Origin of the sequence: Neobacillus vireti (assembly GCF_001026695.1) — a bacterium.
GTDB classification, from domain to species: Bacteria; Bacillota; Bacilli; order Bacillales; family Cytobacillaceae; genus Neobacillus; species Neobacillus vireti.
Map to the genome: position 1 here is coordinate 620,745 of NZ_LDNB01000012.1, position 20,886 is coordinate 641,630.

At 38.9% G+C, this 20,886-nt stretch carries 23 protein-coding genes, 1 pseudogene and 1 riboswitch; of the genes and pseudogenes, 18 read left to right on the top strand and 6 right to left on the bottom strand.

The window, feature by feature from the left end; genetic code table 11:
• Positions 1 to 19 precede the first annotated feature (19 nt).
• The 8 genes from AA980_RS16130 to AA980_RS16165 all read left to right on the top strand — a co-directional run bounded on the left by AA980_RS16130 (position 20) and on the right by AA980_RS16165 (position 6,693).
• Complete coding sequence (locus AA980_RS16130) at positions 20 to 1,528, top strand: aminotransferase class V-fold PLP-dependent enzyme (RefSeq protein WP_034724242.1); 1,509 nt, start codon at positions 20 to 22, stop codon at positions 1,526 to 1,528.
• A 190-nt stretch (positions 1,529 to 1,718) separates the two neighbouring features.
• Positions 1,719 to 2,021 (top strand): urease subunit gamma, encoded by a 303-nt coding sequence (locus tag AA980_RS16135; RefSeq protein WP_024028927.1) that lies wholly within the window; start codon positions 1,719 to 1,721, stop codon positions 2,019 to 2,021.
• Between the two features lie 33 nt (positions 2,022 to 2,054).
• Complete coding sequence (locus AA980_RS16140; RefSeq protein ID WP_034724244.1) at positions 2,055 to 2,378, top strand: urease subunit beta; 324 nt, start codon at positions 2,055 to 2,057, stop codon at positions 2,376 to 2,378.
• Entirely contained in the window at positions 2,375 to 4,087 is a 1,713-nt protein-coding gene (gene ureC, locus AA980_RS16145; protein ID WP_024028929.1) for an urease subunit alpha, read from the top strand. The genes AA980_RS16140 and ureC overlap by 4 nt, the downstream gene beginning before the upstream one ends.
• A 10-nt stretch (positions 4,088 to 4,097) precedes the next feature.
• Positions 4,098 to 4,556, top strand: a complete 459-nt coding sequence (gene ureE, locus AA980_RS16150; protein ID WP_024028930.1) for an urease accessory protein UreE — start codon at positions 4,098 to 4,100, stop codon at positions 4,554 to 4,556.
• Entirely contained in the window at positions 4,546 to 5,232 is a 687-nt protein-coding gene (locus AA980_RS16155) for an urease accessory protein UreF (protein ID WP_034724224.1), read from the top strand. The genes ureE and AA980_RS16155 overlap by 11 nt, the downstream gene beginning before the upstream one ends.
• A gap of 23 nt (positions 5,233 to 5,255) precedes the next feature.
• On the top strand, positions 5,256 to 5,867 hold the full coding sequence (ureG, locus tag AA980_RS16160; protein ID WP_024028932.1) for an urease accessory protein UreG: 612 nt from the start codon (positions 5,256 to 5,258) through the stop codon (positions 5,865 to 5,867).
• Between the two features lies 1 nt (position 5,868).
• Complete coding sequence (locus tag AA980_RS16165) at positions 5,869 to 6,693, top strand: urease accessory protein UreD (RefSeq protein WP_024028933.1); 825 nt, start codon at positions 5,869 to 5,871, stop codon at positions 6,691 to 6,693.
• Between the two features lie 151 nt (positions 6,694 to 6,844).
• Here the strand turns inward: AA980_RS16165 and AA980_RS16170 are convergent, their stop codons facing one another.
• Positions 6,845 to 7,738, bottom strand: a complete 894-nt coding sequence (locus AA980_RS16170) for an urea transporter (RefSeq protein ID WP_268926651.1) — start codon at positions 7,736 to 7,738, stop codon at positions 6,845 to 6,847.
• Between the two features lie 134 nt (positions 7,739 to 7,872).
• Here AA980_RS16170 and AA980_RS27870 point away from each other — a divergent pair.
• Positions 7,873 to 8,012 (top strand): annotated as a pseudogene (locus tag AA980_RS27870) (alpha-L-glutamate ligase); the annotation flags it as partial.
• 35 nt (positions 8,013 to 8,047) lie between these two features.
• Here AA980_RS27870 and AA980_RS16175 read toward each other — a convergent pair.
• On the bottom strand, positions 8,048 to 8,581 hold the full coding sequence (locus AA980_RS16175; protein ID WP_024028935.1) for a YceI family protein: 534 nt from the start codon (positions 8,579 to 8,581) through the stop codon (positions 8,048 to 8,050).
• Positions 8,582 to 8,953: 372 nt separating this feature from the next.
• Between AA980_RS16175 and helD the strand changes: the two genes are divergently transcribed.
• Positions 8,954 to 11,278 (top strand): RNA polymerase recycling motor HelD, encoded by a 2,325-nt coding sequence (helD, locus tag AA980_RS16185; protein ID WP_024028937.1) that lies wholly within the window; start codon positions 8,954 to 8,956, stop codon positions 11,276 to 11,278.
• A gap of 250 nt (positions 11,279 to 11,528) precedes the next feature.
• Here helD and AA980_RS16190 read toward each other — a convergent pair whose 3' ends face one another.
• Both AA980_RS16190 and AA980_RS16195 read right to left on the bottom strand, forming a co-directional pair.
• A complete protein-coding gene (locus AA980_RS16190) occupies positions 11,529 to 11,663 on the bottom strand; it encodes a BA3454 family stress response protein (protein ID WP_034724229.1) in 135 nt (44 codons plus the stop codon).
• 122 nt (positions 11,664 to 11,785) lie between these two features.
• On the bottom strand, positions 11,786 to 12,016 hold the full coding sequence (locus AA980_RS16195; protein ID WP_024028938.1) for a hypothetical protein: 231 nt from the start codon (positions 12,014 to 12,016) through the stop codon (positions 11,786 to 11,788).
• Positions 12,017 to 12,285: 269 nt separating this feature from the next.
• Here AA980_RS16195 and asnS point away from each other — a divergent pair, with 269 nt between their 5' ends.
• Positions 12,286 to 13,677: an asparagine--tRNA ligase gene (gene asnS, locus AA980_RS16200; protein WP_024028939.1), complete on the top strand. Its 1,392-nt coding sequence runs from the start codon at positions 12,286 to 12,288 to the stop codon at positions 13,675 to 13,677.
• A gap of 58 nt (positions 13,678 to 13,735) precedes the next feature.
• Here asnS and AA980_RS27510 read toward each other — a convergent pair whose 3' ends face one another.
• Positions 13,736 to 13,909 (bottom strand): hypothetical protein, encoded by a 174-nt coding sequence (locus AA980_RS27510; protein WP_024028940.1) that lies wholly within the window; start codon positions 13,907 to 13,909, stop codon positions 13,736 to 13,738.
• 155 nt (positions 13,910 to 14,064) lie between these two features.
• Here AA980_RS27510 and AA980_RS16205 point away from each other — a divergent pair, with 155 nt between their 5' ends.
• The 4 genes from AA980_RS16205 to AA980_RS16220 all read left to right on the top strand — a co-directional run bounded on the left by AA980_RS16205 (position 14,065) and on the right by AA980_RS16220 (position 15,506).
• Entirely contained in the window at positions 14,065 to 14,283 is a 219-nt protein-coding gene (locus tag AA980_RS16205; RefSeq protein ID WP_024028941.1) for a helix-turn-helix domain-containing protein, read from the top strand.
• 194 nt (positions 14,284 to 14,477) lie between these two features.
• The gene (locus tag AA980_RS16210; protein ID WP_024028942.1) at positions 14,478 to 14,849 is read left to right on the top strand and encodes a DUF2089 domain-containing protein; all 372 of its coding nucleotides are present in this window, start codon (positions 14,478 to 14,480) and stop codon (positions 14,847 to 14,849) included.
• On the top strand, positions 14,850 to 15,233 hold the full coding sequence (locus AA980_RS16215; protein ID WP_024028943.1) for an SHOCT-like domain-containing protein: 384 nt from the start codon (positions 14,850 to 14,852) through the stop codon (positions 15,231 to 15,233).
• Positions 15,234 to 15,236: 3 nt separating this feature from the next.
• Positions 15,237 to 15,506, top strand: coding sequence for a hypothetical protein (locus AA980_RS16220; protein ID WP_024028944.1), 270 nt, complete (start codon positions 15,237 to 15,239; stop codon positions 15,504 to 15,506).
• Positions 15,507 to 15,596: 90 nt separating this feature from the next.
• Here AA980_RS16220 and AA980_RS16225 read toward each other — a convergent pair whose 3' ends face one another.
• Positions 15,597 to 17,078: an amino acid permease gene (locus tag AA980_RS16225; RefSeq protein ID WP_024028945.1), complete on the bottom strand. Its 1,482-nt coding sequence runs from the start codon at positions 17,076 to 17,078 to the stop codon at positions 15,597 to 15,599.
• 106 nt (positions 17,079 to 17,184) lie between these two features.
• A riboswitch (Lysine riboswitch) is annotated at positions 17,185 to 17,376 on the bottom strand.
• Between the two features lie 132 nt (positions 17,377 to 17,508).
• Between AA980_RS16225 and AA980_RS16230 the strand changes: the two genes are divergently transcribed.
• The 3 genes from AA980_RS16230 (at position 17,509) to AA980_RS16240 (ending at position 20,846) form a co-directional block, all read left to right on the top strand.
• Positions 17,509 to 18,369, top strand: a complete 861-nt coding sequence (locus AA980_RS16230) for a YitT family protein (protein WP_024028946.1) — start codon at positions 17,509 to 17,511, stop codon at positions 18,367 to 18,369.
• A 179-nt stretch (positions 18,370 to 18,548) separates the two neighbouring features.
• Complete coding sequence (locus AA980_RS16235) at positions 18,549 to 19,778, top strand: MFS transporter (protein ID WP_024028947.1); 1,230 nt, start codon at positions 18,549 to 18,551, stop codon at positions 19,776 to 19,778.
• Between the two features lie 81 nt (positions 19,779 to 19,859).
• On the top strand, positions 19,860 to 20,846 hold the full coding sequence (locus tag AA980_RS16240; RefSeq protein WP_024028948.1) for a DMT family transporter: 987 nt from the start codon (positions 19,860 to 19,862) through the stop codon (positions 20,844 to 20,846).
• Positions 20,847 to 20,886: the final 40 nt, after the last annotated feature.

Here is a 20,886-nt window from a genome sequence, read left to right on the forward strand (position 1 = left end):
TTTGTGGAGTGTGAAACAAATGATCACCGCTACTATTGGGAGCAAAACCTATCGAATTCCGAATAACCTTGAGGAATATTTTAAAACTTTCCGTTCGCAGGTGATTGGTATGGATCAAGAATTTGAGTCACCATATGGAAAAAAGAAAATTATTTATGCGGATTGGATAGCAAGCGGGCGTCTTTACCGGCCAATCGAGCAAAAGATTTCTGAGGTATTTGGACCTTTTATGGCAAATACACATACAGAATCAAATGTAACCAGCTTGATGATGACAGGGATTTATAAGCAATCGAAGAATATTATTAAGGACCATGTAAATGCGGGTAAGCATGATGCTGTCATCCTCGATGGCTTTGGGGTGACATCTGTAATAAATAAATTACAGCGGATTTTGGGAATCAGGGTACATGAAAAGTGGAAAAAACGTCTGCAGCTTCAGCTTTCTGATAATGAAAGACCCGTTATTTTCTTAACGCATATGGAACATCATTCGAACCATACATCCTGGCTTGAGACGATAGGGGACGTGGTTGTAGTAGGACCTGATACGAATGGAACAGTGGATGTCAATCAACTGGAGCAGCTCCTTCACCATTATAAGGATCGCCGGTTGAAAATTGGCTCGTTTACAGCCTGCTCGAATGTAACTGGGATTAAAACCCCCTATCATCAATTAGCAAAAATTATGCATCAGCATGGAGGTCTTTGTTTTGTTGATTTTGCTGCATCCGCCCCGTATACAGCGATTGACATGCATCCGAAGGACCCGTTGGAAAAACTGGATGCAGTATTCTTCTCGCCACACAAGTTTTTAGGGGGACCGGGTTCAAGTGGTGTCTTAGTTTTTGATAGAAGGTTGTATATCAATAAGGTTCCTGATCATCCTGGCGGTGGAACAGTTACCTGGACGAATCCATGGGGGGAGCACCAATATTATGCAGATATTGAGATGCGTGAGGATGGTGGCACACCTGGGATACTGCAAGCGATTCGGACCGCACTTTGCTTGAATTTGAAAGACCGAATGGGTGTTGAAAATATTTTAAATAGAGAGAAAGAACAGTTAGCCCTTTTACTACCCCGATTAGAACAAATCCCTGAGTTCCATCTATTGGATGGTCATTTAAAGGACTGCTTAGGGATTATTTCGTTTTCAATCGAAGACATACATTATAATTTAATCGTTCGTTTGTTAAATGATCGGTTTGGCATTCAAGTTAGAGGCGGTTGTTCTTGTGCGGGTACTTACGGGCATTATTTATTTCATCTAAATAAGGAGGCTTCGAAGCAGATTACTGAAAAAATTGATCATGGTGATTTGTCAGATAAACCGGGTTGGGTTCGATTCTCCCTCCATCCAATTATGACAAATGAGGATGTCCTGTTGTTCGTTAAGGCTATCAAAGAAATTATTATTAACATTGACGATTGGAAAAAAGATTATGTTTATGATAAAGCAAGTAATGATTATTTCTATATAAACCATATAAGGGAAGATATGTCACCATTATTCCGTTTCGAATGATAGTTTAAATGGGTGTAAGGATTCTCCCTAAAAAGACCGAAATAAAATGAAAAAGGCCGATTTAAATCAGCCTTTTTTCATTTTATTTAATTAATAATTTTCTGCCCCCTGTTTAAAAAGAACACAATATGGAGATTTTTATTGAAGGATGGGTAAATCATTAGACTAAATTCCCAAAGGAGGCTTTTCAATGCAATTAGTACCCCGCGAGATTGACAAGCTTATGATTGTTGTCGCAGCCGATGTTGCTAAAAGGAGAAGAGAAAGAGGCTTGAAATTAAATTATCCCGAAGCAGTGGCACTTATCACCAATGAAGTGTTAGAGGGCGCAAGGGATGGAAGAACTGTAGCGGAATTGATGGAATATGGTGCCACCATTTTGAGGCGTGAAGATGTAATGGAAGGTATTGCAGATATCATTGACGATATTCAAGTAGAGGCAACATTTCCGGATGGAACAAAACTAGTGACCGTCCATGATCCAATTCGATAAATTCAGCAGGAGGCATAAATAATGGAGATTGAAATGGAACCAGGGCAATTGTTTTTAAAAGAGGAACCGATTATTTGTAATGAGGGAAGAGAGAAAACTAGGCTAAGAGTAACTAATACGGGAGACCGTCCTGTCCAAATAGGTTCTCATTTTCATTTTTTTGAGGTGAATGAAGCCTTGCAATTCAAACGGGATGAAGCCTTCGGTAAACGATTGAATGTCCCCGCTGGAGCTGCGGTTCGCTTCGAACCTGGTGATGAAAAAGAAATAGAATTGGTCTGTTTCGCCGGGGAAAGGAAAGTTTACGGATTTAATAATAAAACCGATGGTTCTGTTGAAAGCGAGTGTGGAAAATGAGCTTTAAAATGACAAGAAAACAATATTCCGAAATGTACGGACCAACTACTGGTGATTCCATTCGGCTTGCAGATACGGATTTATTTATTCGAATTGAGAAGGATCATACTACATACGGCGACGAGGTTGTTTTTGGCGGTGGTAAAGTGATTCGTGATGGGATGGGGCAGCATCCGCTTGTAACTCGAGGAGATGGAATACCTGATGTGGTCATTACAAATGCGGTTATTTTAGATTACACGGGAATCTATAAAGCAGATATCGCGATTCGTGACGGGAAAATAGCCGGAATCGGTAAAAGCGGAAATCCTTTGGTTATGGATGGAGTCGATATTATTATCGGTGCCTCCACAGAAATTATTGCCGGTGAGGGTATGATTGTGACCGCAGGCGGAATTGACACACATGTGCATTTTATTAATCCGGCACAAGTGGATGTTGCGCTCACGGCGGGGATGACAACTTTAATTGGCGGCGGTACAGGAGCAACGGCAGGCTCAAGGGCCACTACAGTCACTCCTGGAGAATGGAATATGCACCGTATGCTCGAAGCAATAGAAGGGCTTCCAATTAACGTTGGATTAACAGGTAAAGGACAAGCAGCAACCGAAGAACCGTTAGCAGAACAAATAGAAGCTGGCGCAATCGGACTAAAGGTTCATGAAGACTGGGGAGCAACACCTTCAGCCCTTGACCATTCATTGAAGGTCGCAGACAAATATGATGTGCAAGTGGCCCTTCATGCAGACACCTTGAATGAGGCAGGATTTGTTGAAAACACGATTGCTGCAATCAAGGACCGGGTTATTCACTTGTATCATACGGAAGGGGCAGGCGGCGGACATGCTCCGGACTTAATCAAGGCAGCCAGCTTTATGAATGTTCTGCCGTCATCAACAAATCCAACGATGCCCTATACCGTTAACACCGTCGATGAACATTTAGATATGCTAATGGTTTGCCATCACTTAAATCCATCGGTGCCTGAAGATATAGCCTTTGCCGATTCACGAATTAGAAAAGAAACAATTGCTGCCGAAGACATCCTTCAAGACATGGGAATTTTCAGCATGACCAGTTCAGATGCACAGGCGATGGGGCGGATTGGCGAGGTGGTCATTCGGACATGGCAGGTAGCAGACAAAATGAAAAAACAAAGAGGCTCTTTAACAGGGGATAGTAAGCTTTCTGATAATAATCGGGCAAAGCGATATATTGCGAAATATACGATAAATCCTGCGATTACCCATGGAATCGCTGATCATGTCGGATCTATAGAAATAGGAAAAATCGCGGATCTTGTGGTGTGGTCACCAGCGTTTTTTGGTGTGAAACCAGAACTCGTTCTAAAGAGTGGATTCATTGTATATGGGATGATGGGGGATGCAAATGCATCGATTCCAACGCCGCAGCCGATTATAAGCCGCCCGATGTATGCTGCATATGGAAAAGCATTACCAAAAAGTTCAATAACGTTCATTTCTCAAGCCGCGTTTGAAGGGAAAGTACATGAACAACTTGGTTTAGAAAAAATTATCCTACCAGTTCATAGCATTCGGAAATTAACAAAGAAAGATATGAAGCTAAACTCCGAAACACATGAACTATCTGTGGATCCCCAAACGTACGAGGTACGAGTAAACGGTGAATTAATTACATGTGACCCAGTAGATAAAGTGCCAATGGCGCAACGATATTTCCTGTTTTGAGGTGAAGAAATTGTTAATTGAAAGAATTGAAACAAATATTGAACGCATGGAAAAGGAAGAGATTATCAATCGTCATATTGAAAAGGTGTACCTTGAAAGCGCTCATCTAGTGAAACGGATTCAACGGGTTAAAACAGACCACGGCCGGGAAATCGGCATCCGATTGAAAGACCCGCGTGACCTAGTCGCGGGTGATGTGCTGTATATGGATGATTGCAATATGATTGTAATTGACGTGGTTGCGGATGATTTATTAGTGATTAGCCCGCGCAGTTTAACAGAAATGGGCACGATTGCTCATCAATTAGGAAATCGACACCTGCCTGCCCAATTTGCTGATGATGAAATGATGGTTCAATACGATTACCTTGTGGAGGAGCTTTTAAAGGAATTGCAAATTTCTTATAAGCGGGAAGACAGAAAAGTGAAGCAGGCGTTCCGTCATATTGGACATAGTCATGAAGCATAATATCCTCTCATTATTTCAGCTTTGTGATTCTAACTTTCCAACCGGGGCCTTTAGTCATTCCTACGGACTTGAAAGTTATATACAAGAAAATAAGGTACACAACCAAGAAACATTCTCTGAGTGGCTTCAGGTGTATTTGAATGAGCAGCTCATCTATTCAGATGGGCTGGCTTGTCACCTTGTTTACCAAGCGTTGGAGGAGGATAACCTTCAGAAAGTGTGGAAGTTGGACCGTTTATTGACAGTACAAAATTTACCCCGTGAAACGCGAGAAGGCACGCAAAGAATGGGAGAGCGGATGTTAAATCTAGTCGAGTCATTATATGATGCCCCGATTTTCTCAACTTACAGAAATAGGATTGGGACAAAGCAATCATTTGGTCATCCAGCAATTGTGTTTACGATGATTGCGCAATACATTAATGTTTCAAAAGCCGAGACTACTTTATTTTACCTGTATTCTGTTGTTTCCAGTCTTGTCCAAAATGCTGTCCGTGCAATCCCGTTAGGGCAGACAGCTGGACAAAAAATTATTCACCAGATTCAAGGTGATTTAGCCACGGCCACATTAAAAATTGAGCAGTTAGATGAAGAGGATTTTGGGATTGTTTCACCTGGTTTAGAGATGTCACAAATGATGCATGAGCGAATTAATATTCGTATTTTTATGTCATAAATGAAGAAGGGAAGTGTGTTTATATGGAACCAATTAAAATTGGCGTGGGAGGCCCTGTTGGCGCAGGAAAAACCATGCTAGTGGAGAAATTAACTCGTCATTTTAATGATGAAATAAGTATGGCAGTGGTCACAAACGATATTTACACAAAAGAGGATGCAAAATTTTTAATTCAAAATGGCGTACTCCCTGCGGATCGGATAATAGGTGTAGAAACAGGAGGATGTCCGCATACTGCCATTCGTGAAGACGCATCAATGAATTTTTCTGCGATAGATGAATTAAAAGAAAAACACCCTGATTTAGAACTTATTTTTGTAGAAAGCGGCGGAGATAATCTGGCGGCAACCTTCAGCCCGGAATTAGTTGATTTTTCTATTTACATCATTGATGTTGCACAGGGAGAAAAAATTCCGCGAAAAGGCGGGCAGGGAATGATTAAATCCGATTTATTTGTCATTAATAAAACGGATTTAGCACCGCATGTGGGAGCAAGTCTTGAAGTAATGGAGTCTGATACAAAAACTTTCCGTGGAGATAAACCATTTGCATTTACGAATTTAAAAGACAATACAGGTCTTAATGATGTCATCGATTGGTTAAAGCAAAATGCTCTTTTAAAAGGGTTGGCCTAAAATGGAGGATTGGACGGGAGCATTAAACTTAGAAGTGGAAGATAGAAAAGGAAAAACGGTCGCAAAGAAGGTATATTTTCAGGGTGCATTTAAAGTTATGCGCCCTATTTACCATGATGATTCTGGCCATGCTTGTTATTATTTATTAAACCCAGGCGGCGGATATTTAGATGGGGATCGCTACCAAATGAAACTCTCACTTTTGGAAAAGGCTAAGCTGACGCTAACAACACAGTCTGCAACAAAGGTGTATAAAACACCGAACAATTTTGCCTATCAAGAAGCAGAGATCTCCCTTCAACCGGGAAGTTATCTTGAGTATCTCCCTGATCCGCTAATTGCCTACCAAAATGCAAAATACAAACAAAAAAATATAATTCGAATGGATAAAACAGCTACTTTCCTTTATGCTGACATTGTCACACCAGGCTGGTCACCGGACGGTGAACGATTTAGCTATCAAACGGTCCAGATATTAAATGAGGTTTACGTGGATAATGAATTAGTGGTTTATGACCATATTAAATTAAATCCTGCTTCGCAAAATATGAACGGACTTGGATTCATGGAAGGATTTTCGCATTTAGGTTCAATGCTTGTAGTAGGGAAACAAACGAACAGCTCACTGCTTGATCAGTTATATTCTGCGATTGATATGAATTCAGATGAATATAAACTTGGATTATCGATACTTTCGGTTCCAGGATTGACAATTCGGGTGTTAGCAAATACAACACAAGTAATAGAAAAACTATTTTCGGAAATTCACCGTGTAATAAGCCAAGAATGGTTTAATTCAGAACCAAGCTTTCTTAGAAAATATTAATAGTTACTACCCAGTAGATTAAATTTATGCTCCCACGATTTTGGTAGATGATGGTTTATTTAGCCATGAGTATATTTAATATATTGAAAGGTCATTGAGTTATACGAAACAAAGCATCCCTAACTTTCAATCGGAATGCTTTGTTTTTTCTTCAAATAGACCGGAGGGATTTCATTGCACCGAGGAGAAGCCATGTACAGAAAACAAAAGGCAATGTCAGTGCCGGAAGTCCATATGGTAAAAGCCAAGTCACAACACTAGCCGTAATGGGAACGGTTAAACATGCCGCCAAAACGCCATATAAAAGTGCATATCGATGTGCCTCTTTATAAACAACCGCTACAGCGATTATGGTTAAAATCGCATTGTATCCATATAGTCCCATAAAGATCAAGCTATGTTCTCCCCCGAGTGCATACGCGGTCAGTAATGCTGCCCCATTTCCTAATATTGCATAGAGCCCGAATCTCCACCCCGCCCAAAATATGGCAATGTAAAGCAAAATTCCAGACCAGTTATTATCAAGAAAGAAAATTTGCCCCATTCCATTAACGGCTCCATCAAGCCAATTTGTTTCGCCTTTTATATCTAGTATCCAATTAGCTAATGATTGTGGTGCAAGCTTAGGATCAATCTTAAATGAAACTAAGCGGTAAGCAGTCAGCAATAAAAACCATGTTAAGATAATAAAAGGAAAGGTGAGAACCGGGAGTCCAGGCTGCCTCATGATATGAATCATTGCTGCTGTAAATATGGCTGCGATTGCGGCCCCAGCTAAGGCAATAATCCAGCGGTTATCCCCTCTTAAAAACAAGGATAGGGCCATTCCGGTCAGCACTGAGTTATAACCATAAATCCCTTGGTTAACAGTCTTTCTATCTGCTCCTCCTAATTTTCCAATTAGTGTTCCAGTGATGGATGATAAAAGGGCAATAATTCCGATCGGCAGGGAAGACACCATTATCGCAATTAATATTATGAATCCCGTGACTGCATTTTCAATCAAAATAACTTGAGAAATTCCTTTTAGGGATGAAGATATCAACCAATTAAGCGTTTCTCTGCTAATTATTTTAACTATCCTGTAATGAATTTATTACCACTCCCTTGATATGCTACTAGTAATAAATTCCCCTAAAATAAACAGAAATATGACCCGAGCAATTGTGGATCTCTTCACAATTTATCCGTAATTCATCAGGTCAAATTTATACTTATGATAATAAGAATACAAACTATAATTCTGATGCAGAAGAAAAAGCGAAAAATTCGTCATGCTCGAGCTCGCAAAATTCTTAAAATCCGAACTAAATAACTAAGAAAAAAGCTCTCCCGAAAAGGAGAGCTTTTGCTATTATTCAGCTTTTGCTGCTTGAAGTTGCAGGTTGATTTTTACTTTTTCCGCAACAAGTACGCCGCCAGTTTCAAGAGCTGCGTTCCATACTAGGCCATAATCAGAACGGTTAATGGTTCCTACAGCACTGAAGCCCACTTTTTCATTTCCCCATGGGTCTTTTCCTTGACCTTCGAAAGTCACGACGAAAGTTTCTGGTTTTGTGGTACCACGAAGTGTTAAATCACCAGTGACGTTGTATTCATCATCATCTGTTTTTTCAATGTTTGTTGCTTTGAAGGTCATTGTTGGGTGATTTTCAACATCAAAGAAATCTGCAGAAACCAAGTGGCCATCACGATCTTTATTGCGAGTGTCAACACTTGCAGTATCAACTGAAAATTCAATGCTTGCAGTAGTTAAATCAGCAGGATCTGCTTCAATCGTAGCATTGAAGCTATTAAAAGTTCCTTTCACGTTGGCAATCATCATGTGACGAACAGAAAAATCAACACTGCTGTGTGTAGGGTCAAGAGCCCATTTTGTTTTTGTCATTAAAAATCTCTCCCTTTTTGTTCTGAAATTATTTATCTTGAATTTAATATAACTTATTTCAAGATAAATTATATGATGTTAGTCACTATATTGTCAATTGTTTTTATAAAAATATATTAGGGAATTAGATAAAGGGGGTGTGTAGGAGAAAAAGAATTGGAGATCGCTTTCAGAAATTTTTCAAAAAAAAAAACGCCAATACGGCGTTTTTTTGTAAGCAAATTATTGAAAATAAAAAAGGAGCATGATAAAATGAAATTTGGCACAAAATGTTATTATTTTCATTTAGATAAATTACTCTATAATAACATTAACACATCTATTTGTGGTTGTCAACATATTGAATCAAAATTTTAGCTGGAGAGTGGTTTCATGAGCGATGTTCAAAGCAGAGACTGGCAATTGGAACAGCAACGAGTCAATTTAGTAGTTACTGAAATTGATAAAAAAGTTAGTAAATTAACACAAAATGCCGGCAAAGTTAGCTCAGACGTTCTCGAGATACGGAAAACCTTTTGGGATGATGTTACCGTCAATATGGATGAACCGGATGATATCATAGAAACGGCAGCGAGTATAAAGCAGCAGGCAGAATTACTTTCAGAGCGGGAACGGACGCATAAACAATTAGATCACCATCTCAAAACCCTTGCTAGGCTAAAATATTCCCCCTACTTCGGCCGCATAGATTTTTGGGAAGAGGGGGAAAAGTCGGCAGACCATGTTTATTTAGGGATTGCTTCGTTCATGGATGAACAGGACGAAAACTTCTTAATCTATGACTGGCGCGCCCCGATTTCGAGCCTTTATTATGATTTTTCTCCAGGTCCTGCCCAGTACAAAACCTTAGACGGGGACATCAAAGGGGAAATGGAATTAAAACGGCAATTTATTATAAGGGGTTCGGAAATTAAAGGGATGTTTGATACAGGGGTAACGATTGGAGATGAAATGCTTCAGGAAGTACTTGGAAATAATGCCAGTACGCAAATGAAAAGTATCGTCGCCACGATTCAACGTGAGCAAAACCAAATTATCCGGAATGAGCGAAGTAAATTGCTCATTGTTCAAGGTGTGGCTGGGAGTGGTAAGACCTCAGCTGCATTGCAGCGAGTTGCCTATTTGCTTTATCGCTATCGGGATACGCTTAAGTCGGAAAATATTATGCTGTTTTCTCCCAACCCAATGTTTAATAGCTATGTTGCAACAGTGCTGCCAGAGCTTGGAGAGGAGAATATGCAGCAAGCCACGTTCATGGAGTATTTAAATCACCGATTAGATCGTGAATTTGATGTAGAGGATCCATTCAGCCAAATGGAGTACCTACTTAACGGGCAAGAAGACGAAATATATACAACTAGGGTTGCGGGAATTCGCTATAAGGCAAGTCTGGATTATAAAAAGATGATTGATCAATATGTCTCATCTCTGTCAAAACAGGGATTAATGTTTATGGATTTATTGTTTAGAGGCGACGTATTAATCTCGAAAAAAGAGATTCAGGATTATTTTTATGCTTTAGATGAAAGCTATTCTATTGCTAATCGGATACAGTTGGTTAAGGAGTGGCTTTTAAAGGAATTGAAGCGAGTTGTAAGAAGGGAACGGTCACAAAGCTGGGTGGAAGAAGAAATTCAGTTCCTAGAGAAAGAAGATTATCTTGAAGCATTCAAGAAAATGCAGGAAAAGAATCGCTTTACTGATAATACATTTGATGATTTTGAGCAAGAACAAAAGCTCTTAGCCCAAATGGTGGTGAAAGAAAAATTCAGGCCTTTATTTAACAGGGTAAAAAGGTTGAAGTTTATCGACATGTCAGGTATCTATTGTCGTTTATTTGATCAAGATTGGCGGAGTGCTGTAGGCCTGCCGCCGGACTGGGATCAAATTTGCAAGGTAACGGTGAACCGATTAAACAAGCTGGAAATTCCTTATGAAGATGCCACTCCATACGTATATCTTCAAGATTTAATCGAAGGGCGGAAATCAAACACTGCGATTCGCCATATATTTATTGATGAAGCGCAGGATTATTCTCCATTCCAGTTTGCCTTTATGCAATTGCTTTTTCCTCATAGTAAAATGACGATGCTCGGTGACTTTAATCAAGCGATTTTTTCCGGTGCGACGGGATCGGCGACAGTTTTAACGGATTTGGATATAAAGGGTGAGGAAATTGAAACGTTTGTTTTGACAAAAACCTACCGTTCAACACGGGAAATCGTTGAGTTTACAAGCGGTTTGATTGATGGCGGAGGAAAGATCGAACCATTTAACCGAAAAGGAAGGAAGCCCGTTATTGAACGAACAACAAAGACAAGGATCAACCATTTGATTTTAGAAAAGATTAAGGAATATCATAATGAAGGACATCGTACTATTGCGGTTATTTGCAGGACCACAGCAGAAAGTAACCTTGTTTTTGAAGCACTTAAAAATGAAGTGCCCCTTTATTTAATTGAAAAAGGAACGGTTTCTTATGAAAAAGGAAATCTGGTTATCCCATCCTATCTGGCAAAAGGGATTGAATTTGATGCGGTCATTCTTTACGATTGTTCGGAGTATAAGCGTGAAAGTGAACGGAAGTTATTTTATACTGTCTGCACTCGTGCCATGCATGAATTGTATATGTACGCAACAGGTGAAATTAGCCCGTTATTAAATCTCGTATCGATGGATGCTTACGAGTTAAAATAATTACTTGCAGAATAAACGACTGTCGAAACCTTTCGATAGTCGTTTATTTCAATCATATTCTTTAATAATTTACCGCGTTAATTAATTTTAAAATTACTAGTATGCAGTCTTTTCAACAGGCCCAATTGCAGGGACAATCAATAAAATTGGTATTTAAATTCTGACAAAATAAAAAAATGCCGAGAAAAATAACCTTTCTCGACAAGCAGCGGCATAAGCCGCTGTCTTATTAAAAAACAATGGTAAAATGTTATTTTTTCCATTGTTTTTGGACTTGTTCATATGCAAGACGAAGGATTTCTTCATCCGATGTGTCCTGATTCGTAATGACATTTGTTAAATAGTTTCTTCCTTCAAACGTTATTGTAACTTCTACTTGTACCATATTAAATCACCTTTCTTTACAAATTGAATATTTATTTGTTGATCAAAATTCCATAACAATCTATTGTATTAATGAAACTTATAAAGTATGCTGATTGAAAAAAAACTTCCCTAAAGGAAGCTTTAAACCTCGATGACCATAAATTTCTCGGCGAACAATTGCACCTTGTTTTTGTCTACTTTGTTCTTTTTAAGTAAGGATTCTGCAATGACCAGATGGGCTTGAAGGGAAACAATTCTTTTTAAATCACGAATGGATACATCGCCATTCAATAATTGAATAGCTTTATCTTGGATGTCTTGATTCTTAGAAGAATTGTAAAGGAGATACGCAATACAGGTAACTTTGTCCACGACAAACACTCCCTATTAATCAAGAATCGAACTTCTAATTACAAATTCGCCACAATAGTTGATTTTCCTGCTAGTTTCCAGAAAAAATTTGAAAAAGTCTGACAATAACTGAACCGGAAAATTTGTTGAATATTGCTTATTTGTTGTTCATTTTATATAATATTGTAGGGATAAAAGAAAAACGATGAGAGTACTATGGAATTTTACCTTTCGTCCCAATGGGGTGGGAGGTATTTTTCTTTTTTACATATGATTTAGGAGGATAACTAATGAAACAGACCTTAGTCAAGGATTTGTACAGAAATACCGACAGCTTTATTGAACAAAAGGTACAATTATCTGGATGGATTCGTACCATCCGCGACTCTAAAACTTTTGGATTCATTGAATTAAATGATGGCAGCTTTTTTAAGGGTGTCCAGATTGTTTTTGATGAGCAATTGGAGAACTTTAAGGACATTGCCAAACTGCCTATTAGTTCATCACTCACGGTTGAGGGAGATTTTATACATACTCCTCAAGCAAAGCAGCCTTTTGAAATCAAGGCAACTAATATTGTCATTGAAGGAACTTCAAATGTTGATTATCCTTTACAAAAGAAAAAACATTCATTTGAATATTTACGAACAATTGCGCATTTAAGACCGAGAACCAATACATTCTCAGCAGTATTCCGCGTAAGATCACTTGCATCCTATGCGATTCATAAATTTTTCCAAGATAAAGGTTATGTTTATGTGCATTCTCCAATCATTACTGGCAGTGATACAGAAGGTGCGGGGGAAATGTTCCGTGTTACCACACTTGATTTGGATAATCCTGCAAAGAACGACGAAGGAAAAACTGATATTACAAAGGACTTCTTTAATAAAGAAACCAATCTGACCGTTAGCGGGCAGCTTTCAGCTGAATCCTTTGCGTTAGCATTCCGGAATGTCTATACGTTTGGACCGACATTTAGAGCGGAGAATTCAAATACAGCACGACATGCAGCTGAGTTTTGGATGATTGAGCCAGAGCTGGCATTTGCCGATCTTTTAGATACAATGGATGTGGCTGAAGAAATGGTGAAATACGTAATTGGCTATGTTCTAGAACAAGCTCCTGAGGAAATGAATTTCTTTAACAGCTTTATTGAAAAGGGGTTATTAGACCGTCTTAATAATGCCTATACGGCAAACTTTGGCCGTGTGACTTATACGGAGGCTATCAAGTTGTTAGTTGAATCAGGTGAAACGTTTGCCTACCCTGTGGAATGGGGAATGGACCTGCAAACAGAGCATGAACGATATTTATGCGAGCATATCTTTAAACGCCCAGTATTTGTCACCGATTATCCAAAAGACATTAAAGCCTTCTATATGAGGTTAAATGAAGATGGCAAAACAGTTGCTGCAATGGATTTACTTGTGCCGGGAATCGGAGAATTAATCGGCGGCAGCCAGCGTGAAGAACGTGAAGAAATTTTGGCTGGAAAGATTAAAGACCTTGGCATGAACGAGGAAGATTATTGGTGGTACCTTGAACTCCGAAAATACGGCGGTACAAAACATTCCGGCTATGGGATTGGTTTTGAGCGCTTAATTATGTATTTAACAGGTATGTCAAACATTAGAGACGTCATTCCATTCCCTAGAACACCAGGTAATGCAGAATTTTAAAACAATTAGAAAAGACCAATTCGCTGAATTGGTCTTTTCTTGGCTTGTAAACTTCATTTTAAAGATCCTGTAATTCTTCCTCGAAATAAAAAGTTTCCGGGTGCTCTTTAACGGTATAAGAATATCTCTTCATATTTTTTACATATTGCCATTTCAAAATAGTGACTGCCTCTCCCGTTTCAATAATATTAACAGTCTGACCGGATTTGTATCGATTATTTGCGTTTTTCAAATTTAACACCCCTTTTATATTCCCATCCTTAGTATAACACAAATGTATGAATTACTATGTAACTTCATCTGATTAAAGGAATAGAGATGAGGTAAAGCCATTCATTTTGAATTATTACCTAACTATGATATGCTAAATAAAAGTGAGGTGTCGTTTTGACAAATTTTAAAGCAAAAAAGAGTAACCTCAAAAATTTATTAGCAAAAAGAGGAATAGACCTGGATAGTTTGGAAAGGAATACAAATATACCCAGGGATCAGCTCGATGACTACCTGTCAAAGAGAGTTATGAATTTAAATAATGCAATGACAATCTCCAAAGAATTGAATTGTCGAATTGAAGATTTATATGAATGGACGGCAGAAGAAGCTTAAATATGAAAAAGCAGACTCGAATGATGAGTCTGTTTTTTTTGTTTTTTTTTTAAAATATATCAAATTCAATAAAGTTGATAAAATAATTAACAAAATCAATTTTTTGTTTTAATTTTATAAAATATATTAATATTAATATTTACTTTTTAGAGAGAATGATGTATTATATGGTTAAATAAGGAAAGGAGAAAAAAATGTCATTTCCGGTTATTACACATTGCCCTGTTTGCAGTAAACAATTAAAAATTATGAAGTTACAATGTAATCATTGCCAAACGACAGTGGAAAATGAATTTCAGTTTTCAAAATTAGCAGCACTAAGTCAGGAACAGCTCCATTTTATCGAGATTTTCCTAAAATGCCGTGGAAATATTAAAGAGGTTGAAAAAGAATTAGGTATTTCATATCCAACTGTTCGAGGGAAATTGGATGATATTATTTCTTCACTTGGATTTGCATTAAGCAAGAAGACAGAAATCGATAAACAGAAAGTTGTTTCCATGCTGGAAAAAGGTGAAATTACTGCCGAAGAAGCCATTAACTTATTAAAAGAGGGGGAAACGTAAATGAAGGAAGAAATCTCAAGGGTGTTAACAATGGTTGAAGAAGGCAAGCTGGATAAGGAAAAAGCAACTGAGCTGATTAATGTATTGCAGGGGAAGGACCAGCCTGTCAAACTACAAAAAGAAATCCCCTATGGTAACAAAATGCTAAAAATCCGAGTAAACTCGGAGAAAGGTGACAATGTAAACGTAAATCTGCCAATTAATTTGGTCAAAGCTGTACTAAAAGTGGGAACGAATATTGCTGAAAAAATTCCCGAAGCAGCAAAATACGTAAAGGATATCAACGTAGATCTCTTAATAGGGGCCATCGAAAATGAATTAGACGGCCAAATTGTCGATATTACTTCGGCAAATGGTGATAAAGTATTCGTGGTGATTGAATAGCCGATGCTTAAAGTCAGAGTGAAGGTGAAAGATAAAAGGTTTACTGTACCTGTTCCTTACCTCGTTTTAAATTTAGTCAGTACTATTATCACTTCAAAAAAATTCAATCGTTTTGTAAATCAAGCAATAGAAAAAGATGGGAGGAAATTTAAAGTTCCCCAAATTGATAGGAAAGACCTCAAACCGCTGCTTAAGGCATTGGTGGAGCATAAAGGGATAACGTTGGTTGATACAAAATTAAACGATGGAACAGAAGTGACGGTCAAGTTGTGAAGCATTATCCGAAATTTAGGGATAATGCCTTTTTTTCTTCTTAATTTTATAAAAAAATACACGCGATTTCGCGTGCTTTTTCATCATTAGTTAATTTGTTAAATCGCATTTCTCTAATGGGATAACCTTGGTTTTTTTCGTGAATTTATAACCAAGCCATAATATTAAGAAAAGCGGCAGGCCAATATAGGAAACCAGAACACCGTTCCAGTCAATATGGCCGCCAATGAAGGCTGTATAGTTTTGCCCTAAAACCACAAATCCACAGACAGAAAACGCGAATATTGGACCAAATGGGAAGAACTTGGATTTATATGGTAACAAGCTAAGGTCCTTACCTTGTGCGGCAAACGCTTTTCGGAAACGATAATGACAAACCGCGATTCCGAGCCACGCAATAAAACCTGACATGCCTGAAGCGTTTAACAGCCAATTATATACTTTCCCATCTCCAAACAGGGAAGCAAGGAAGGCTAGGGTACCCACTAAAGATGTTGCGATTAAAGCATTAACTGGAACACCATTCTTGTTTAATTTACCAAGGAATCTTGGGGCTTTACCTTGACGGGCCAAATCCCATAGCATACGTGTCGAGGCATACATCCCTGAATTCCCTGCAGATAATACCGCTGTTAAGATAATGGCATTCATGACAGAAGCGGCGAAGGCGATACCAGCTTTTTGAAATACAAGTGTAAACGGGCTTACCCTGACACTCTCAATAGCCAGATTACTGTTGGTATAAGGGATTATCAGCCCAATCACTAGGATGGCCAATATATAGAATAAAAGAATCCGCCAAAAAACTTGTTTTACGGCACGTGGAATCGCTTTTGCCGGATTGTCGGTTTCACCAGCAGCAATACCAAGGAGCTCGGTTCCTTGAAAGGAGAAGCCTGCTGCCATGAAGATTCCCAGCATAGCCATAAAACCGCCATGGAAGGGAGCATCGCCAATTGTAAAGTTTTTAAAGCCAATAGCGTGATCACCCATTATACCGAAAATCATCAACGTTCCAATAATAATAAAGATAACAACCGTTACGACTTTAATGAGGGAGAACCAATATTCAGCTTCCCCAAATCCTTTAACAGAAAGATAATTTAATAGAAACATAATCGCCAAAAAGAGGCTGCTCCATAGTAAAGATGGAGTACTTGGAAACCAGAACTTCATAATCATTGTTACGGCGGCTAATTCGGCAGCAATCGTAATCGCCCAGTTAAACCAGTAGTTCCACCCGAGAGCAAAACCCAGAGAAGGATCAACAAACTTAGTGGCATATGTGCTAAAGCTGCCGGCAACAGGCATATAGGCACCCATTTCTGCTAAACTTGTCATCAAGAAGTAAACCATGATACCAATGATAAAGTACGATAGCAGGGCGCCGCCTGGACCAGCTTCATGGATGGCACCGCCACTTGCAAGGAATAGACCAGTACCGATTGTCCCGCCAAGTGAAATCATTGTAAGGTGGCGCGATTTTAAACTGCGTTTTAACTCAGATGGTTCCTTTTTTGCTGATATGTCACTAGTATATTCATTATCTTTTATTTCACGTGCTGATTGCATTGTCTTGACTCCTTTTAATACTTATTTTGTGGACGAGAAGGAGTTTGGAATAAAAAATGCCATCGAAGTAGAATCGATGGCATGTCAATACCCCGCATCATACCTTCCGAAAGATAGCTCAACACGCTCGGCTGGTAAAGCCTCACGTGACAGTTCTGTTCCTATTTGGAGACAGTCCCAGCATGCTTTTCTAGAGATGAAAAACACACTTCGGCAGTTTTTCCTTTCAAACGGAGTCAGGGATGTCTCTTCCATCTCGTCCGCTTTACTGATAAAAACCGCGACCTCTACCTCATCGGTTTGATGAGGATTTTTTTATGAAGTTTAATATTACTAAAGTATAATAAATTTTTTATTATTGTCAATATCAACAGACAATATATTACTATTGTGAAAAAACTATCAATTTACATTGGATGAGAGAATCGGTATGATTTTAAAATATATTAATGCTGGTATTGGAGGAAACATAAAAATGCGGTTTGTGGGAATAATTACAGGTTCTCTTATTATTGTGATCGCCTTTAACCTATTCTTAATTCCTCACGAGGTGTTAAGCAGCGGCTTGAGCGGAATTTCTATGGTTCTGGGGATGATTTCCCCTTTAAATACAGGCTTGGTCAACTTAATATTGAACCTTCCTCTATTGATTATCGGTTATAAAATGCTTGGCAAAAAATTCATCATGAATTCCATTTTTTCGGTAGCAATCATTTCCCTCGGACTTTATTTAGTCCCTGTATTTCCAATCGCGAAAGACTCGATTCTTTCCTCGATATTTGGCGGCGCTTTAACAGGTCTGGGGGTAGGAATTGTGTTCCGTTCTTCGGGATCAACTGGAGGATTCGATGTTATTGGCATGATTGTTGCAAGGAAAAAGGACTTTCCCATCGGTGTGCTGCTATCTGGGATGAATGCAGTTGTCATCGTTATAAGTGGATTTTTGTTTAATTGGGATTCCGCGCTAAATACTTTAGTATCCATCTTTGTCACAGGAAAAGTAGTGGATGCCATTTATACTGATCATGCAAAATTAACGATAATGATCATTACAGAAAAAGGTCAAGAAATGAGATCGCATTTACTGACAAATTTGTATCGTGGCTTGACGATTCTAGACGGAGTTGGCGGCTATTCAAATGATAAACGAAATGTTTTGGTTACAGTCATTTCGCGATATGAATTGAATGAAGTAAAAAACCTAATTACGGAAGTTGATCCAGCCGCATTTGTCAATATTACTGAAACCATTGAAGTGATGGGGCTGTTTCACAGGCCCAGTCCGCAATAAACGGCTTGTACAATTCATTTTTGTGCAAGCTTTTTTTTCGGATTCCAGAAATATGAGTACCAGATTTATTTGAAAATTTGCTATAATAGGGAGATAATAAAGCGAAATGAACGGGAGGCAATCCGATGTAAAATCCTTTACTTTTATCCAATCAATTGAATAAAAAGTGAGGGTGTTTTATGTCTACTATTGTCGGAAAACAGACTTCTTTCCGGTTTCTTTGGTTTGGGCAAATGTTTGCCAACCTGGCAGATATTTTATATCTTGTCTGTTTAATTAAGTTGATTTTTGATGCGACCGGTTCTGTTACCTATATGTCACTTGTTCCGTTCTTTAATACGATTTCCGCTTTGATTAGCGGTTTATTGGCACCATTGGTGATTAATAAATACAGACTCAAGTCAATACTGTTTTATTCACAAATTGGTAAGACCATTTTGCTGCTTGTATTGACCATAAGTGCTGCCGCGATTAAAACGGGAGGCTTGTTTTGGGTCTATTTGTTCATATGTCTTATTTCTTTTTTAGATGGCTGGGCTACACCTGCCCGAAATGCACTTGTACCAAGTCTGGTGGAAGAGAATAAACTCGTGAAAACGAATAGTTTACTGTCAATATCCGATCAGATTGTCCAGCTGATTGCCTGGCCAATCGGCAGCATTCTGTTAGTATCCTTGGGCGCCGGTAATATTCTTTGGTTCACCTTTAGCTTATATTTCATCTCAACGGCTTTAATGGGATTAATTGAACAAACTGTACACATTCAAGCTAGAGAAGACCAAACTCGTTTGGATGCCTTGAAAGAGGGCTGGGGAATCATTTGGAAATCTAAACAGCTTCGGACCATCAGTTATATGAATATCCTGGAAACCTTTGCAAACGGGGTATGGATTGCAGCCATTTTATTTGTTTATGTTTCCGAAGCATTAAATAAAGGGGAAAATTGGTGGGGGTTAATTAATGGCTCGTTTTTTGCCGGGATGCTGTTTGCCGGGCTCCTGATCTATCGTTTTTCACATCTTGTAGAAAGAAATTTAGGAAAAACAATTCTTTGGTCCACCTTTATTTTAATTGCCATCACCTTAATGTTCGGCATGACCTCGATTCCTTGGTTTGCCCTTTTCGTCTCCTTTTTGTTTGGACTGCCACAAATGGCCCGGGATGTTGCGGAAACAACGATTATCCAAAAAAGCGCAAGGGTACAGCTGCTTGCTAAAGTGTATTCTGCCAGGGGAACAATGATTTTTGCTGCATTTGGGATTTCGTCGCTCGTGATGGGCTGGATTACTGATGAATTTGGGGTAAGAATGGCATTTAAGGTTGCAGCCGCGCTTTTCATTTGCTCCTTTTTTGTTGCACTTAGCCGCAGAAGGTATCTTTTTGGCGAGTCCAATATGGAAAGAAATTAATTTTTAGCGGGAAACTACTTGATGGTTTCCCTTTTTTCATGGAAAATAGCACTATATTGTTAGTGAGAAGGGGATTGTTTAATGCGGCCCATCCTATTAGGCATCTTTGCTGCTTTCTTTTTTGCCTTTACCTTTATTTTAAATAGATCAATGGATTTAGCAGGCGGCAGCTGGATTTGGAGTGCAGCTTTACGCTATTTCTTTATGGTGCCCTTTCTTTTTGTCATCGTTATCGCTCGGAAAAACTTTACACCACTGCTTAAAGAAATGAAAAGCCGCCCATTCGCATGGCTGTTATGGAGCTCGATTGGATTTGGCTTGTTCTATGCACCGATTTGTTTTTCTGCGGCCTATGCACCTGGGTGGTTAATCGCAGCTACATGGCAAATCACGATTATCTCTGGCTCATTGCTTGCTCCTCTTTTTTACGAACTGGTAATGACTGAAAAAGGACCAATTCAAATGAAAGGAAAAATTCCTTTTAAAGGAATGGCGATGTCATCTATCATATTGCTAGGGATCATCCTAATGCAGTTGCAGCAGGCCAATCATTTATCAATTAAGGCTATCTCTTTGGGTGTGTTTCCTGTTATACTAGCCTCATTTGCCTACCCGCTGGGAAATCGTAAAATGATGGATGTGTGCGGGGGGCGCCTTGATGTTTTCCAACGTGTATTAGGAATGACGCTGGCGAGCATGCCTTTTTGGCTAGTTTTATCAGTGTATGGTTTACGAACTGCTGGCCCACCCAGGATCGGACAAACCATTCAATCCAGCTTGGTTGCCATTTCGTCTGGTGTCATCGCAACGGTTCTTTTCTTTCATGCCACGGATCTTGTTAGAGGGGATATGCAAAAATTAGCTGCCGTTGAAGCTACTCAATCGATGGAGGTTTTATTCGCAGTTATCGGCGAATTGTTACTTTTGAATTCCTTATTCCCAAATGCCTTATCATGGAGCGGGATGGTATTAGTTATACTTGGTATGGTGCTGCACAGTTATATTTCAAACAAAAACAGTCCTGTTTCTATTTCAATAAACACAACCGATAATACAATGAACTCTTAAAAAATAAAAAATCCTTATCAATCTTTGTTGATAAGGATTT